Raw genomic sequence first — 16797 nt, forward strand, 5'->3', positions numbered from 1 at the left:
GGGTTGGGGCACCAGCAACTCTAGGTAGGTCAGCCACGGCAGCGCCGCCTTCGACAGTTCGTCAATGAAATCGGATTTCCGGCTGCCACCGGTCTGGAGAAACATCGAACGCGCTACACCTGACTTCGGATTCAAACTGGATCGACATTACGTATTGTGCTTCACAACTAGGCCAATCAGCAGAGCATCCTTGATAGGATGGTATCAGAACAGAGAAATAGGAGCGTCTATGCCGCGGTTGAGACCTCGGGCAAGGATAGTCAGGACCATTGGGGACCAGCTCATCAGCGGTCCTGAGGCAGCTCTCATCGAGCTAGTCAAGAACGCTTTTGATGCTGACTCACCCTCCGTGCATATCGCGATCGTTCCGCCTGAGGATGGGCGGTGGGAGGGTGATGCGGGCCTTATCACGGTGACTGACGCTGGTCACGGTATGTCGGCCGCAGATCTTGTCGACAAGTGGTTTGAGCCTGCGACCAGCGACAAGGTGGAACGACGTCTCAGCCCCGGCGGTCGCATCATGCTCGGCGCCAAGGGTGTTGGCCGTTTCGCGACGGCCAGGCTCGGGCGGTTGCTCCACCTCCGGGCAGCACGCAAGGTATCAGGGCGCAGGCTTGAAGTCAGCGAAATCCAGATCGACTGGAGGCTCTTTGAGCAATCCAAGTACCTCGACGAGGTGGAGATCGACTTGGCTACCAAGCCTGGCGAGCGTGGTGAAGTACCTGGGGTTGCGCTTCAGATTAGAGCACTGAGAGACCATTGGACGAAGAAGCAACTGGAAGCTCTGGTTCGCGAGCTGCGTCGCATGGTGTCACCCATCGCGACCAAGGAGGGAGACTTCCGGATATATCTCGACTTGTCTGGATTCACGCAAGACGTACACGGTTTCGATGGGCCGCGGCTGGTCTCCGGCGCACTTGACCTCATCGAGAGTGAGGACGCCGGCTCGCGGGACCCCACCGAGATCCGGCCCCTCAGTATCGATCGTGTTTTCCACTACATGGTGAAGGGGGCGTTCGATGCGAACGGGCGCTTCAAGGGGACCTTTATAAACCAGCGTGGAGACGCCAAGCCACAGTCTATCGAGATTCCTGCATCGGAGCTGACAGCGGAAGAGGAGCCTTGCGGCAAGGCCAGCCTGCGATTGAACATTTACGATCGAGAAGGCGATGCGATTGTGGAGTTATTCCAGAAGCTGGGTCTGGGGTCCATTGGCCGCCTTGATGCCAGAAGAGTGCTTGATGAGAATATCGGGATAGGAATCTATCGAGGAGGTTTTCGAATCCGTCCCTATGGCGATGCGGAAACCGATTGGCTCGAACTGGAGCGCATGAGGGTCCAGAATCCTTCACGAAAGTTGGGCCTGAATCAGGTCTGGGGTGTGGTAGAGATTCCCGATGAGAATGCCTCGGGTCTAGTCGAACGGAGCAGCCGGGAAGGTCTTGAACACAATGGCTCGTTTGTCCGGCTCAAGCGACTGATAGCCGACGTACTTGCTCACGTTGAGTCGATGCGACAGGACTTCCGGCAGAGTGCTGGTCTCAGCAGAAAGACGACCGTTGATACCGGTGAGGTCAGAAGCAAGGCCAATCTGCGAGCGACGAGCAGGGTAGTGGCGGATCTGCCGCTCAAGTATCGGGAGAAGGTCGAACGCGCGATCAGGCAGGACAGTGCAGCACTGAAAACATCGATCGACGAGCTTGAGACCTATCAGCAGGCTTTGGCGTCCAGATCAGCGCTCGGTCTGGTTGTGGCCCAGGTTCTGCATGATGGACGTCGATTCCTCTCTGACATTTCTACACGGTCCAAGAGACTCGCCGACGGAGCCCCGCGGCTTGAAGAGCAGAGCGCCTTCGGAAGGCACTTTCGGAGCACGTTCGGAAAGGAGGCCGGTTCAATCAGCCTGTCGGCCGGACATCTGAGCAAGTTGTTCAAGTCGCTTGATCCCATTTCGGGGAAGAGGCGTGGGCGTCCCAAGGCATTCAATGTCCAAGAGGTGTTGAGCCGATGCTTAACGCTCTTTAGTGATGCGATTGCCGACACGGCTATCGATGTGACCTATGACCTGCCTAATGAGGTCACGCTCGTCGTTGGCTATGAGTCTGATCTTATGGCTGCGGTTCTCAATGTCATCGACAATGCCGTCCATTGGCTTGGGACGAGCCCGACGAAACCGAGAAGGCTCGTCTTTTCTGTCAGCCAGTCAAAGAAGTACGTTCGAATTTCGATCTCGAATAATGGGCCTTTGATCGACGAACGGTTCCATGCGCGGATGTTCAGCCCAGGCTTTTCTCTCAAGACCGAGGGTTCCGGGATCGGGCTCGCCATTGCCAGGGAGGCGATGCGGGCGAGCAAGGGGGATGTTGCCTTTGATGCCGAGGCGGATGAGACAACTTTCGCGATTGAGATGCAGAGGGCGCCGCAGAAATGATATCACCAGTCCCGGAATTGAAGATCCTCGTCGTGGAGGACGAGGATTCAAAGATACTCGAATGGAAGGATGCGATTGCCGCCCACAATGCGGACGAGGAGAACAAGGGCTTCCGTCTCCAGATGACGACTTCCCAGAACGTCACGGATGCTAAGCGGCAACTTGATCTGCATCGACTTGATGCCGCTGTCGTGGATCTCCGATTGCAGGTTGAACCAGGTGTTGCCGAGATCAACAGTCAGGGCAATGATCTGGTCCGCCACATTCTTGAAGTCCAGCCTCTTGGTGTAGTGGTCTATACAGGGCAGCAGGCTGATGCCGACACGGCTAGCTACGACTGCCCTCAGGTCAGAGTCATGGACAAGGCCGACGGTATGGAACAGGTCTTCACTTGGCTGGGAGAGAACAAGGATGTCTTCCTGCGACTGAGAGGTGCTAAGAGTGCGTTCAACAGAGAGACGGCCAGGGTATTCTTCCGTTCGATCTGGCCCCGCTGGAGTCACTGGACCAGTTCAACAGTGCACGGCGCGGATCTAACCGAAGTTGTTGCTCGTCATGTTGTTGCGCATGTGCATGACTCCATGCTTAATGCTGGTGGCGATGCAACGCACCCGGAAGAGGCTTATTTCGTTCCCCCGTTGAAGGCTCGACTCGATACCGGTGACCTTGTTCAATACGAAGGCGGATCATGGGTTGTGGTTACCCCACGCTGCGACTTGGCGAACCAGGGAAAGGTTGCAACGATCCTGTTGGCGTTTTGCGAGGACATCTCCAACAGTTGGAAAGAGTTGGAGGCTACTGACAGCGGTAAGTCGAAGGATAAGATGAAGAAACTGATACAACATGATGGAATGCCGAAACAGCATTTCCTGCATCCAATGCGGGACGCTGCCGGGCAAGCCAGAGGTCCATGGATGGTCCAGTTCCATAACTTAAAGGCCATCACCGCCGAACAGGCCTTCAATGAGCTCACGGGCCTCCGTTTCGCCTCGCTGTCCCCGTTGTTTATTCCTTCGTTGGTCGAGCGATTTGGTGCCTATTTCAGCCGGATAGGAACCCCGGACTATTCAAGCGATTGAGTTGACAGACTCCCGCACCGGCAGGTTACTTTTCTGCGATCTCAAGGGTAAGACCAGTGACTATGAAGTCGAAGACTCGATGCCCCACACAACACCCCATCTCCCGCGCCAGCAAAGGATGTGCGCGTCTGAGGGTAGAGGCGACGGTTAAGGCCAATGTCAATCGCTATCCATCCGTTTAACCATGTGGGTTTGCTAGACCTGTTGATGATGGCGTGGGCGGTTGCCATCCAAACGTGATCAGAACTCTGACTGAGCAGTAACGTGTGGTCTTGCTGGAGAAAATCGACAATGGCCGACTGGATTTTTCAAAGGTACTTCTTGAAGCTCCCCACCGCGATGTTCACGGCCAACCCAAGCAGCATCGCCCCCGGCAGCAGGATCAGCAGCGGGTGCACGGACACCGGCAACGCCAGGTAGATCACCCACGGAAGCACCACCAGCGGCATCAGCGCGGCCTTTGCCCGGTGGTAGACGAAGCCTGATTCCCGCCCAGCGCCGAATTTGCGGATGTCGCGCCGTACCAGCCCATCGACCAGGCCGACGAAGGCGGCGAGCAGGAACAGCGGCAGCGTCAGCACCAGGGCCAGCAGGCGGACGAGGAAGGTCAGCGTGGTGAAGGCGGCGGCGATCAGGTAGCTTTCGGTCCAGACGTACATCTGGCTGAGGTAGTAGCGGAAGTCGCGGCTGCTGCTGCGGCTGGGTGCGCTGGCCTGGGCCGAGGCGTCGCGCATCCATTCCAGCAGGCCGGTCTTCACGAAGATCCACTCGTAGGCGCCTTCCACCAGCCAGCGCGCCGTGCGGCCGGGTTCCTGCACCACGGCACTGCGCGTGAAGTGGGTGGAGATCTGGTCTAGTTCGTATTCGAGCATGCCCTGGGCGTGGCGCCATCCCTGGTCGGGCCAGAACAGGTGCATGCCAACGCACTCGATGACGATGGACAGCAGCAGCGAGGCGACCAGCACGCCGAACAGGCGCCAGGGCAGGGTGATGAGACCGATGATCAGCCCGTGCTGGCGTGTCCGTTGCTGCTGGGTGGTGACCGCCGGGTCCTTCACGGCCGCGCCTCGTCGTCCTGTGTGTCGGATGTTGCGGACTGCGTCTCCCCGATCAAGTCCTCGGGCAGTGTGTCGTCATCCTGCACGGTGGGCAGCGTCGGGCTTTCCCACCATTCCCCGGCCTCGGCGTAGTGCTGGCGCATGTAGCCGGCGAGCTGCTGCAGGTCGCTGGGCATGACCTCGTCCGGATCGGGCGCTGGGAGCGGCATGCGGATCTTCCACAGGTTGCCGCCCTCGATGAGGGCGAAGCACTGCCCCTTCGGCAGGCCGACCACGTGCGCGGGCTCGATGAGCGGGACGCTCGACGTGCTGATGCGATCCTGCGCGTTGGAGGTGAAGTCGGTCGGGCCGTGGATGTCGGAGCTGTCGGTGGCGCCGCTCACCAGCGTGGTCGTATAGACCTCGACCTTCGGCAGTTGCCGGGTCAGCAGCTCCGCGGTGGCGGTCTCGCGTACGCGCAGCATGAACAGGTTGTTGAAGTTGCCGATGACCTGGCCGGCCTTGGCGCGGTTGCCGATGCGCGCCTCGATGTCCGAGAGCGTCTGCGTGTAGGCCGTGACCTGCATGCCGGCGCCGCCGCCCTTGTTGATGAGCGGTACGAACTCGTTGCCCATCAGCTCGTTGAATTCGTCCGCGTGGACGTTGATCGGCACCTTGGTATCGGCGGCCGCGCCCGGCAGGCCGTCGTCGATGCCGTGCTTGTAGATGTGGCCGGCGACCGACACCAGGTCGCTGAACATGCTGTTGCCCACCGCGGCGGCCACTTCGGCATCCGACAGCGCATCCAGCCCAACGTAGACCACCGCGCGCTTGCGGATGATCTGCATCCAGTCGAAGATCGGCCGCGGGTCGGTCAGGTCCGAGTAGTTTGGCGCCAGCAGCTGGGCGATCTTGCCCGTGGTGAGCTTCTCCAGCAGGGGCAGCAGTGACGCCACGATCTTGTCGAAGTAGGTGCGGTCGTAGCGGACCGCCGACCGCAGGCCGTCGAGCACCGGGTCGTAGGTCCGCGCCTGCGACAGGTACTGCTCGAGCGCCACCACGCGTTTCTCGCGCCCGACCATGTGGCGCGGAATGGTCTTGTCGTTCAGGCGGCCTTCGAGCTGGACGATGATCTCCCAGGCCTTGGGCTCGGTCTTCGCGAAGAATTGCTGGGCGTACTCGATGAACAGGCCGTCGATGTTCACCACGTGCCGCTGGATCAGCATGTAGTCCGGGCGCTGCCCCAGCTCGACCAGGGCGCGGGCGATGATGTTGACGAAGCGCCAGGCGAATTCGCGGAAGGCCGCGCTGTTGCCCTCGCCGGAGAGCTGGCCTGCGATGCGCGTGGCCACCTCGGAGATGCGCCCGAAGCGGCCCACGGCGTTGTAGCGGGCGCTGATGTCGGGCCAGCCGAGGTGGAAGACGTAGAGCTCGCCCGCGCGCCCGGCGCGGCGGGCCTCGACGTACATGCGCTTGAGCAGGTCGGCGTCGCCCTTGGGGTCGAACACGATCACGACCTCGTGCTCGCCGCCCACCTTGCGGCGGATGTCCTGGGTGATGAACAGCTCGGCCAGACGGGTCTTGCCGACCCGCGTGGTGCCCAGCACCAGGGTGTGGCCGACGCGCTCGCCCAGCGGCAGGGTGACGTTGACCTCGTGCGGCTCGATGCCGTGCAGGCGTGGCATGCCGCCCACGGGAGGAAGGGGCCGGGCCGGGTTGAACGGGCTGTCCCAGGCCAGCACGCGCGCGAGCTTCGACAGCGGTGGTGGCGCGAACTCCAGCTGCGCTTCCAGCCGGCGCGCCATCCGGTAGAACGCCGTCGGCTCGGTGTAGCGGCGGAACTCCGGTTTGTATGTCTGCGTCAGCCGGTGCGTGTGCCGTTGCTCCCAGCGGAAGCCGCGACCGATGAACAGGCGGTGCTGGCTCACGGGCACGTCGCGGCTGGTCATCACGTAGCGTGGCAAACGGCGGATGTTGCGGCGGTAGCGCAGGATGGTCCAGACATCGCGCAGGCGGATGGCACCGAAGGCCAGGAACGCCAGTGCGCTGCCGAGACCCAGCAGCGGATTCAGCGCGAGCGACCACGGTGCCACCACGCACACCACCGCGGCGCCCGCGCAGACGGCAACGGTGTATAGCTCCACCGCTGGCCGCAGCAGGACTTCGACGGCATGCGGCTGGGCCATGGCGCAGGCCTCACTGCTCGATGCCGGTGGCGGTGACCAGTACCGGGTAGTGACGCAACCCCAGGCGCTGGGCCAGTTCGTCGCCCGAAACGGGCGCCAGGGTCAGGCCGGGCGCCAGGGCGCGCAACGACGCCAGGGCCTGCGGCGACTCGACCTGGACCACCAGGCCCACGGCACCGAGGTCGCGCAGGGCCGATGCCCGCTGGCGAAGCCAGGCGCGGGAGCGGTCGTCGTCGCCGACCAGGAACAGCGGGGTGAGTCCCGGCGCCTGGATCACCCGGCGAACAACGTCGCCCGGCGACAGGCTGGCCGAGTGTATCGGCAGCATGGCCGCTTCATCGAAATAGTGGTTGGGCACCCGCGGCGGCTCAATGCGTGGCGGTGGTGCGTCTCCGGCACGCGGCTGGAGGTCGAGCGCCTGGTAGTACGGCAACGCGGACACGCCTCCGCGATCCTCGACGACGATCAATGGCAGCGACTGAGCGAGGGCGGCCGGCGTCGCGGCGAGCGACAGCAGGCCCATCACCCACCGCACAGCCGCGCGGAAGCGATGGCGTTTCATGGCAAGGTCCTCCAGGGGGTGTGGTCCGGCACCGGCTCGCCGAGCACACGGACCAGGTGCCGGCCGACGCTGTGGCGGTAGCGCGCGGCGGGTGCGCCACCGGCGGGCCGATGGTAGCGACCGATCGTGACCAGCCAGTCCTGGTCCGGTGCGTGCTGCTCGCGCAGGATCTCCGCGACGAGTTCGAGATTCCGGTAGGGATCGAGCAGTTCGCAGGGTTGCTCGTAGCGATGGCGCTGGTAGCCCAGGTTGATCTGGCCCAGGCCGGCGTCGATGCGGGTGGGCGGGACTTCGCGCAGGGCCTGGTGCAGTCCGGCGCAGGCCTCCGCGCGGGTGGCGAAGCGGCGCGGGGCGCCGGCCACGTTGAGCGTCCAGGGCCAGGGCACGAGGCGACCGTTGAAGCGGGTGCCGCTTTCCTGCAACGCCACGGCGTAGAGCACGGTCGAGGGGATGCCGGCGCGCTGCGCCGCGACCTGGTAGGCCGGTGGCGGCACTTCCTGCGCCTGCACGAAGCCGGCCAGTACGCTTCCCAGCAGCAGAAGCGTAGCGCGGCAACGGGTCAGGGCTGCCGTTGCCATTGCCCACCGACCTGGCGCACGACGGCGGGCAACTCACCCTGCAGGCCGAGGGACAGCCAATGCCCGTCGTCGTGGTTGAGGGTGATCTGCCGGGCGCGCACCTTGGCCGGGTCGATCCGCGCACGCTGCGCCCAGTCGCGGATGTGCGCATCGTCTGCACGACTGCCCACGACGTAGACGTCGAACTCGGCGCCGGAGGCCTGCAACCGCTGCACCGCCTGGTCGCAGGCGGCGCAGCCATCCTTGACGAAGACCGCGGTGCGGCCAGTGCTTTGCGCGAGGCTGGCGGACGATGCGGCCGGGCTGATACCGGGCAGGCTGACCCGCTGCATGCCGGGTGCCAACCGCTGCCAGGCCGCGTCGTAGGCGCGTTGGTAGGCGAGCATCTTCTCGACGCGGCGGGCTTCCGCCTGCACCTGCAATTCCGCATAGCGGCGACGTTCCTCGTCGGAGCGCGCTTCGATGCCCAGGGCCGTGAGCGGGTCGAGATTGGGTGAATAGATGCCCAGGGGGCCTTGCATCAGTTCGCGGTAGCGCGCCCATTCGTCTGCCTGCAGTCCCCAGTCGCGCGCCTGCTGCTCCTCGCTTCGGATCGTGGCCAACGGCCGTTCGCGGCTGGGTACGATCACAGAGGCTGCGGTGCCTCCGGTGTCCTGTGCGGTCGCGGCCTGGGGGAAGGCAAGTGCAGGCAGGAGTGCCGCGAGGATCGGAACCAAGTGGAGGCGCTTCATCGTGAACCGCCCTGGCGCGCCGGAACGCCGATGCGTAGGCTCTCATCAGCCTGACGAAACGTGGCGCTCCCGTTTTCGATGGATTCGAGCCGCCAGCCGTCTTCTTCCTCGCCGACGCGCAGCAGGCGGACCTGGGACAGCACGTTCGCGCCATGCGGCCGGATCGACAGGAAGCGCTCGTCGGCGCGCAACTCGACACCGAGCACCTGGAAAGACGGTCCGGCCGGTTTCGGCCTGGGCGTCGCCGTCGCGGGTGGGCGCGGCGTGGCTTGGGATATCGGGCGCTGTGCCTGCCGCGATTCCAGCTGTGCCAGGCGATCCCGCAGGGGGCGCAGATCGCTGGCGACCAGGCGCTCGCCCAGCGCCAGGTCGATGTCGGCCAGGCGCTGGGTCACGGCCCGGTGCTCGGTGTCGTAGCATGCCTGTGCCACGGCGGCGGGTTGCCGCTGAAGCAGTTCGACCTGCTCGGCAAGGTCGGCCAGAGGACCTTCGAGCACGGCCATCTGTGCGCTAGGTGCTCGGGTGAAGCAGACCCGGCGTGTGCCATGATCGACCTGCAGATTCCAGGCCGGGCCGGCCAAGGTGAGCAGTGCATCGTGCAGCACGACCGGACCGAGCCGGTAGTGGGCCGCCGGCAGCGGCAAGGTCAGCAGCGCATCGGCATCGTGCCCGTCGCACAAGCGGTAGCCGGAACGCTGCAGGACGTGTCGCAGGGCATCGCCCACGCTGGCGTGCAGGGTGTCCGGCACGGCCACGTCGACCACCTGCAGCAGCAGGTCCTGCTGGGCAGCGGTCGGTGCGAGTTCGACCAGGGTATAGCGGCCGTAGCGCACCACCGGGACGTAAGCCGTTGGTGGCGCCACCGACTGGACGGCTTGCGCTGGGGCGACAGGAGGCGACGACGGCGGTGCGCTCGCGCAACCTGCTGCCAGGGTGGTGGCCAGCAACAGGCTACTGCGCGCCGTCCAATGGGACGGTAGGGCGGATTGCATGGATCGGCTCTCGGCGTTGTCGAGCCGATACCATCGCCATCCGGGGAGGCCGCATCAGCAAACAATGTGAATCGCCGCTGTGCCGGTTTGTTGGGGGGCTGGTAATTTTACTTTGTCGTGCGCCGTGCCAAGGCGCTGTTTCGCAGCGGGTGCGAATCCTGCCCGACAACTTTCGCTCCGGCCGGTAGTAACTGGAGCAATCGTGGAGGTAACAAAGCGGTTGAAGCCTTCAGTGTAGAGGGTCCTTCAGGGACTTGGCGAGCACGCAGGCCGCAACGTGAGTGAACATTGAGCAGGCCCTGAAATGAATGTTGCGCAAGCCGACCTGCCGGCACCGACCCTCACCTTCCCACGCCGGGCTTGCGCAGCCGCTCTGAGGTCAGGACAGGAGCGGACAAGCCGCAGCCCGAGATGGCCCAGCCTCGGCATGAACGCGACTGCCCAAGCAGGGCTCGCCACGACCATCCAGCATGCGGGAGCGCAGATTCAGCCGGCGAGCCAGGCGAGGATCACGGCCGCCGTCAGCCCGCCGCCAGCAAGCACGACGAGTCGGCGGCGCGAGCCGTGCAGCCGGCCCCAAAGCCAGAAGCCGGAGATGGCGAGGAAGCCGAGCGAGAGTGCGGCTGCGTCGGACAGCAAAATCCACGTCGGACCGGTGCCGATCGCCATGTGAAGCCGTGCGAGGTAGAGCCACAGGTTGGGCTTGGTGCGCTTCACCTCGGCCTGACGGCTCCCCACCCAGTGTTCCACCTGCACCGTCTCGGATGGCGTGTCGGCGCGCAGCAGCCAGCGCTCGGGCTGGCGCAGTTCTCCGTCGGCCCAAAGGACTGTGCGCGCCGGCTCGATGCGTGCCTTGAATGCTTTCGGCGACACACCGAGCGCGGGGGCGAGCGCGGCGGCAAGCGCCGCCGGGTTGGGCGTCGTCGGCTCGACCGGCAGCAGGTGCGTGATCTCGGTGCGATCGAGCGCCGGGATCTTCATCACCGCCCGGTGATTGAGCAGGAAGCCCGTCACCGCGAAGAGCAGCATCATGGCGGCGAGCGCCAGGCCGCACCATGCATGGATGCGGCGCAGCCACTTCTGTGAATTCCCCCGGCTCGTGGGCGGGCGGCGATGCAGGTGGATCACGGAGATATTCCCGCCCCGGCCCGGCTTAGAAGCTCATCTTCGCCGACACGCGCAGCGTGCGCGGCATGCCGACCGCGAGCAGCGGGGCGTTCGAGTCCACCTTGCTGTCGCCGGCGGCCGCCCAATAGCGCTTGTCGGTCACGTTCTCCACGGTTGCCGCCAGGTCGAGTTGGTTGCCGACGATCTTGGTGCGGTAGCGGGCGCCGAGGTCGTAGCGGGTAAAGCCGTCGACCTCGGCCCGGTTAAACGCATCGACCTCGCGCTTGCCGGTGTAGTAGGCGCCGGCTGACAGCGCCAGACCCGGGATCGCCGCCAGGCGATGCTCGACGAAGAGGCTCGCCGTGACCCCGGGCGTGTTGGCCGGGCGGTTGCCGACAATGCGCTTGTCGTTCTCGGCCTTGATGAACTCGGCATCGATCCACTGCATGGACGAGAAGATGCCCCAGCGCGGCGAAATCTGGCCGCCGGCCGACAGCTCGACGCCGCGCAGGCGAGCCTCGCCGAGGCGCTGGTAAATGCCGTCCACCTCGCCGTTCATCGGCCGCTCTATCTGGAACAGCGCCGCGTTGGCCTGCACGCCGGGCCATTCGGTCTTGACGCCGCCCTCCCATTGGCGCGTCACCAGCGGCTCGAGGGAAGTGCCGGCATTGACGGCGGTGGGCCGCGCAATGCCGCCGTCCTCCATGCCCTCCAGGTAGCCGGCGTAGAGGTTGGTGGCGGGGGTGAGCTTCCACACCGCGGCGACGGTCGGGCTGATCTTGCGCTTGGTGTAGTCCTGGCTCTTGTCCGTCGCATGCTCGAACTCGAACTTGCTCGCGCGCGCGCCCGCGATCAGCAGCCAGTCGCCCAGCGCAGCGCGGTCGAAGACATACCAGCCGCGGTCACGGGTGTGGGAGGAGCGCGCGTCCTGGCCATGGGCCACCGGAATCTCGGCGATGTCGCGCGGATTGTAGAGATTCTGTGCAACGCTGACCGTGTGGGTGTTGCCGAGCGACGTGCTGAGGGTGTTGCGGGAATGACCGAAGGTGAAGTCGTGCGTCACCGGCCCGGTCTCGAAGCGGCCGGCGAGTTCGGTCCGCACGTTGCGGTTGATGAACTTCTGGTTTCTGGTCCGGAAGATGTCCAGTATGCCCTCGCCGGTCGTCACGTCGTAGTTCCTCATCCGCGAGAAGTTGCGGTCGCGTTCGAGCTCGGAACGCCCCGCTTCCACCGTCCACACCCAGTTGTCGGTCAGCGCGAAGTCGTTGCGCAGCTGCACGTTCTGCCCCTTGGCGTCGTAGTTCGCCCAGTCGGGTGCGATGCGGTTGCGCGGGTCGGGGATCCGCGGCAGGGTGATCTTGCCATTCACAGCGGGCAGCGCGAGGATGCTCGATTGCTCGACGACATCCTTCGCGATGTCCTCGACGTCGAGCTTCAGCAGCCAGCGATCGGTGACCTTCCAGTCGAAGGCGCCAGCGAAGAGGTAGCGGTCGCCGTCGGCACCGTCGACTGCGCTTTGCAACTTGCCGCCGACGAGGTTCACCCGTGCGCCGAACTGCCCCTCGTTACCGAAACGCCTGCCCACGTCCACGCCGGCAACGAAGCTGCCGTTGTCGTCGGTGGAAAGCTGAAGTGCCGTGACGGGCGTACTGCCGGCGCGCTTAGTGATGAGGTTGATGATGCCCGAGGGCGGCACGAAGCCATAGTAAAGGCCGCTCACGCCCTTCAGCACCTCGACGCGCTCCTTGTTCTCGAGCGGCAGGTCGATGAGGTTCACGATCGGCAGGCCGCCGTTCAGGCGGTAGCTGGAGCGGTTGTCGACCAGCAGCCCGCGGATCGACAGGTTGTCGTAGGCAGTGGCGCCGAGTTGGGCGCGGGTGACGCCGGCGGTGTTCTTCATCGCCTCGTACAGGCTGTTGGCCTGCTGCGCGTCGAGGAGATCGCGATCGATGACGTTTACGGTCATCGGCACTTCCTTCGCCGGTGTGTCGCGGAAGGCGCCCACGCCGATGCTGCCGGCACGCCAGCTGTTCGCCTCGGTGGCGAAGACCTCGACGGTGTCAAGGGTGCGCTCGCCTCCCGTCGCGGTGGCGGTGTCGTCAGCCGCCTGAGCCTGCCAGGCGGCGGCGAGCGCCAGGCAAAGGACGGTCTTTCGTGTCAATGTTATGTGCTTCATGCAGTCGAACCTCCGGATTTTCTGTTTTGCTTGGCTGGCTGCGGGTGCTGGCTGGCTTGGTGGACGAAATGAATGGGTGCGGCGCAATGCAACACCCTGTTAGATACGAATGAGAAGTTATCGCATTAAATATGCCTTGATTTGCTCGCCGCGCTCATTCCGGGCACTCGCACGACTCGAAAACGACGCCCGAGGGATCAGCCGTCCACGAACACGCGTTCCGGATGCGGGTGGCTCAGGAAGTCGTGGTGGGAGATGTGCCAGCCGTAGGCGCCGGCCAGCAGGAAGGCGATGCAGTCGCCGGCGCGCAGGCGCTCGACGGGGACGTCGCGCGCGAGGATGTCCTTGGGCGTGCACAGTTCGCCGCACAGCGTGACTGTGGCGCCGTGCACGGCCGGACGCGCGAAGGGATAGGGCCAGACATCGCGCGGCAGGACGACGAAGGGATGATCGTGCTGCCACGACACGGGCAGGCGAAAGTGGTGGGAGCCGCCGCGCAGGATGGCGAAGTGGCGGCCGCGGGCGGTCTTGATGTCGGTGACCTCGGTGAGGTAGTAGCCGCAGTCGGCGGTGAGGAAGCGCCCGCATTCGAAGACGATGCGGCACGCCGGCCGGCGCGCCGCGATGAGGGCGCTGAGGCCGGCACAGAAGCCTTCCCAGGCGAAGGACGCGCTCGGGTCGGCGTAGTTCACGCCGATGCCGCCGCCGACGTTGAGCCAGTCGATGGTGAGGCAGTGGCGCTGCTGCCAGGCTTCGGCCAGATCGAAGTAGTGCTCGAGCAGGGCGAGGTGCGCCTGCGCATCCAGATTGTTGGAGATGGCATGGATATGGAACCCGCGCAGGCGGACGCCCGGCAAGGTCCGGGCGAGCTCGATCAGGTCCGGAATCCGTGCCTCCTCGATGCCGAACTGGGTCGCCTGCCCACCCATGCGCAGCGTGGCCTGCTGCGGTACGTGCTCGGGATTGACGCGCAGCAGGATGTCCGCAACCCGCCCGTGGCGGCGCGCGATCCAGTCCAGGCGCCGCAGTTGATGCTCGCTTTCGACGTGGATCAGCGCGACCTCGTGCGCGAGCGCGCCTTCCAACTCGGCGTCGGTCTTGCCGGGACCGCCGAAGGCGATGGGCATGCCGCCGTCCACCGCGCGCACGCGCTCGATCTCACCCAGGGATGCCACTTCGAAGCCGTCGGTATGGCCGAGCAGCGCCTGCAGGATCGGGGCGTCGCTGTTCGCCTTGATGGCATAGAACAGCTGACATTGGTCGGGCAGGCTGCGGCGCAGCCCCTGCACGTGCCGGCGCAGATGGGCGAGGTCGTAGAGGTAGGCGCACACGGGTTCGGTGCGCCCTTGCAGGTACTGATGCAAGGCTTGCAGGTTCATTGTGCGGAGTCCTGAATACGATGCTGGGCGAGGTGGCTTACCATCGCGCGGCGGGCGATGCCGCGGTCGTCGCCGAGGACGAACATGCGCACAGCGTCCCAGCGCCAGGCGTGGAAGTCTTCGGGGGCACGCGGCAACGCACAGAACGTCTTGCCGTGCCGGCGCGCGGCGTTATGGATGCGCGCAACCGCTGCGCGCACCTCGGGATCGCGGGTCTGCCAGGGCAGGCCGAACGACTGCGAGAGATCCGCTGCGCCCTCCAGCAGGACGTCAACGCCCTCCACCGCGGCGATGGCCTCGGCCTGCTCGAGGCCGTCGCGGTCCTCGATCATCGCCACCACCAGAGTCTGGTCTCGTACGCCATCAAGTACCGTGACGAGGTCGTCGCGCCCGTAGCGGCTGTGCCAGGTGGCGTTGAGCCCGCGCTCGCCGGCCGGGGCGAAGTGGCTCAGACGCACCGCCTCGCGCGCGGCCTCGGCCGAACGGATGCGGGGAAAGACGATGCCCTCGGCGCCGGCATCCAGCACCTGCAGTACCTGATGCGGGGCGGCAACCCGGACCAGCGCCGCTATGCTGCTCGCCCGCGCGGCGAGCAGCATAGCGGCGAGGGTTTCGCCGCCGATCAGGGTGTGCTCGAGGTCGACGATGACGAAATCGTAGCCGGCGGCCGCGATCAGCTCCACGGTCAGCGGGGCGGGGGTGGAGCAGAACAGGCCGCAGACCGGCTCGCTACCCTGCAGGCGCGACTTGAGGCTCATCACCGCTCCCCGGCCTGCGCCAGCGGGTTGGGGGCGAGCCGCGTGCGCAGGCGGATCTCCGGCTGGAAGCGCCGGCTGGCCAGCATCTCGATAGCGACCTCGTCGGCCAGGCAGTCGAACAGGGCGTAGCGTGCCGCCCACTGCGGATGCCGCTCCTTGTGGGCGCGCAGCACCTCGCGGGTGATCTGCCAGAAGCGCTCCTCCGCGATGTCGTAGAAGCGCGCGAACACCCACGCGAGCTCCGCCAGGCTGACGAAGAACAGCGCATCGAAGGTGAAGTCGCGCAACTCGTCGGCGTCGGCGGCCTCGATGAAGGAGTTCGGGTTGACGCGGGCGTGCTCGGCGGGCGGGGCGGTGAGCGCCGGCGGAGGCGCGGACAGCAACTCGCGGCAGAAGCGCACGCCGTCGTGGAAGTCCTTGAGCGCCACGCGCGCGGGCAGGCCGTCCTCGTGCAGCAGGATCATGTTCTGCGCGTGCGACTCCAGCGCCGTGCCGTGCTGCCACAGCAGGTGCAGCACCGGCAGCCAGGCCCGCTCGACCAGGCGCTGCAGCCAGCTTTCCGCGCCGTATCGCTTCACCCAGGTGTCGACGAAGGGCCGCCCGTCGGCGTCCACGTGCATCACCGCGGTCATCGGCACGGCGGCCTCGCCCGGCCGCAGGTGGCTGTGCACGCTCTCGCGCCAGATGCACGACATGGCACCGTAGAGTCCCTGCACCGGGGCCGACGAGGTGCAGCTCACGCCGGCGACCTCGCGCAGGATCACCGGGCGCGCCAGCGGTTCGGGCCAGTCCGTGCGCTCCGTCACCAGCCGTTGCAGCCAGTCGCTGATGACCGGGGCGTTCACCACGGTGTGCGGCGCCAGCACGCGCGAGGTCGAGGTGTTGACGAGGTTCATCGCGAGCTTGAGCGAGAGCTGCCGGGGCGCGTCGACGTTGCACAGGGTGCGGATCGACTGCTGCGGCAGGTAGCGCTGCGCCATCTCGCCGATCACCACCAGCTCGCCGCGCGCGAGCTCTTGGTGGCAGGCGGGCAGGATCACCTCCTCCCATTGCCAGGGATGGACCGGCAGGGGCAGGTAGTCCTCGGGGCGCGCGCCGCGGCGGGCGAGCGCGTCGCGAAAGCCTTGCCGGTCGGCATCGTCCAGCAGCGCGTGCGCCACGCCCTCGCCGTCCCGGGTGGGACTGACCGCCCAGCGGCAGCGCTCGCGGGGCACTGCGATCAGCAGCGGCCTCACCACGGCGGCCATTTCCGGCGCATAGGCGGCGTTGTCGTCCAGGGTGAAGCCGAGGCGCGACTTGTAGCTCGGGTGATAGGGATGGCCGTCGGTGAGCCGCGCTTCCACGGTGTCGTAGTCGGCATCGCGCAGGATCCTGCCGCCGCGCGCATGCAGGGTCTGGGCATCCTTGATCTGGGTCGCGAGCAGTTCGGCGGCGAACTGCTTGAGGCGGCCCTCGTCAGCTTCGAGCCAGGGGACGATCTCGGCGAGGAACAGCGCCGGGTCGGCGGCCTCCTCGGCGGAGCCGCCGTCGGGCTCGCGCAACAAGGTGGAGGTGAGGCGCACGCGGCCGAAACTGAAGGTGCGCTGCGCCCGGCAACGGTAGTTGACGGGGACGCCGTCGGCACCGCGGCCGGGAACGGTGAGCGCGTCGCCCTGCCACTCGCAGTGCGGCAGGGCGTGCTCGAACAGCAGCGCTTCGACGAGCTGGCGCAGCACGCGCCGGCTCGCTTGGCGGTAGGCGGGACTGGCGATCAGGTCTTGGTAGTCGGCGGGTCGCATGGG

General features: G+C 65.7%; 13 protein-coding genes. 2 read left to right on the forward strand and 11 right to left on the reverse strand.

The genetic code is table 11. The features are described from left to right. Positions 1–64: 64 nt before the first annotated feature. Both B447_RS09965 and B447_RS09970 read left to right on the forward strand, forming a co-directional pair. Positions 65–2431 (forward strand): sensor histidine kinase, encoded by a 2367-nt coding sequence (locus tag B447_RS09965; RefSeq protein WP_198291768.1) that lies wholly within the window; start codon positions 65–67, stop codon positions 2429–2431. A 17-nt stretch (positions 2432–2448) separates the two neighbouring features. Continuing rightward, complete coding sequence (locus B447_RS09970; protein ID WP_198291769.1) at positions 2449–3510, forward strand: histidine kinase; 1062 nt, start codon at positions 2449–2451, stop codon at positions 3508–3510. Positions 3511–3818: 308 nt separating this feature from the next. Here B447_RS09970 and B447_RS09975 read toward each other — a convergent pair whose 3' ends face one another. The 11 genes from B447_RS09975 to B447_RS10030 all read right to left on the reverse strand — a co-directional run bounded on the left by B447_RS09975 (position 3819) and on the right by B447_RS10030 (position 16794). Further along, complete coding sequence (locus B447_RS09975; protein ID WP_002939280.1) at positions 3819–4568, reverse strand: TIGR03747 family integrating conjugative element membrane protein; 750 nt, start codon at positions 4566–4568, stop codon at positions 3819–3821. Beyond that, a complete protein-coding gene (gene traD / locus B447_RS09980; protein ID WP_002939294.1) occupies positions 4565–6733 on the reverse strand; it encodes a type IV conjugative transfer system coupling protein TraD in 2169 nt (722 codons plus the stop codon). Before traD ends, B447_RS09975 begins: the two co-directional genes overlap by 4 nt. Positions 6734–6743: 10 nt before the next feature. Further along, a complete protein-coding gene (locus tag B447_RS09985) occupies positions 6744–7295 on the reverse strand; it encodes an integrating conjugative element protein (RefSeq protein WP_002939296.1) in 552 nt (183 codons plus the stop codon). Beyond that, complete coding sequence (locus tag B447_RS09990) at positions 7292–7873, reverse strand: hypothetical protein (protein ID WP_002939298.1); 582 nt, start codon at positions 7871–7873, stop codon at positions 7292–7294. The genes B447_RS09985 and B447_RS09990 overlap by 4 nt, the downstream gene beginning before the upstream one ends. Continuing rightward, on the reverse strand, positions 7855–8604 hold the full coding sequence (locus tag B447_RS09995; protein WP_002939299.1) for a TIGR03759 family integrating conjugative element protein: 750 nt from the start codon (positions 8602–8604) through the stop codon (positions 7855–7857). Before B447_RS09995 ends, B447_RS09990 begins: the two co-directional genes overlap by 19 nt. Continuing rightward, positions 8601–9596 carry a PFGI-1 class ICE element type IV pilus protein PilL2 gene (locus B447_RS23035; RefSeq protein ID WP_083491436.1) on the reverse strand — a complete coding sequence of 332 codons (996 nt, stop codon included), beginning with the start codon at positions 9594–9596 and terminating at the stop codon, positions 8601–8603. The genes B447_RS09995 and B447_RS23035 overlap by 4 nt, the downstream gene beginning before the upstream one ends. 486 nt (positions 9597–10082) lie before the next feature. After that, the gene (locus B447_RS10010) at positions 10083–10724 is read right to left on the reverse strand and encodes a PepSY-associated TM helix domain-containing protein (protein WP_002939302.1); all 642 of its coding nucleotides are present in this window, start codon (positions 10722–10724) and stop codon (positions 10083–10085) included. A 25-nt stretch (positions 10725–10749) separates the two neighbouring features. Then, the gene (locus B447_RS10015; RefSeq protein ID WP_002939307.1) at positions 10750–12879 is read right to left on the reverse strand and encodes a TonB-dependent siderophore receptor; all 2130 of its coding nucleotides are present in this window, start codon (positions 12877–12879) and stop codon (positions 10750–10752) included. 197 nt (positions 12880–13076) lie between these two features. Continuing rightward, positions 13077–14258 (reverse strand): type III PLP-dependent enzyme, encoded by a 1182-nt coding sequence (locus B447_RS10020; RefSeq protein ID WP_002939308.1) that lies wholly within the window; start codon positions 14256–14258, stop codon positions 13077–13079. After that, the gene (locus B447_RS10025) at positions 14255–15016 is read right to left on the reverse strand and encodes an HpcH/HpaI aldolase family protein (protein WP_002939311.1); all 762 of its coding nucleotides are present in this window, start codon (positions 15014–15016) and stop codon (positions 14255–14257) included. The genes B447_RS10020 and B447_RS10025 overlap by 4 nt, the downstream gene beginning before the upstream one ends. After that, the gene (locus B447_RS10030; protein WP_002939316.1) at positions 15016–16794 is read right to left on the reverse strand and encodes an IucA/IucC family protein; all 1779 of its coding nucleotides are present in this window, start codon (positions 16792–16794) and stop codon (positions 15016–15018) included. The genes B447_RS10025 and B447_RS10030 overlap by 1 nt, the downstream gene beginning before the upstream one ends. Positions 16795–16797: the final 3 nt, after the last annotated feature.

Source organism: Thauera sp. 27, assembly GCF_000310125.2.
GTDB classification, from domain to species: Bacteria; Pseudomonadota; Gammaproteobacteria; order Burkholderiales; family Rhodocyclaceae; genus Thauera; species Thauera mechernichensis.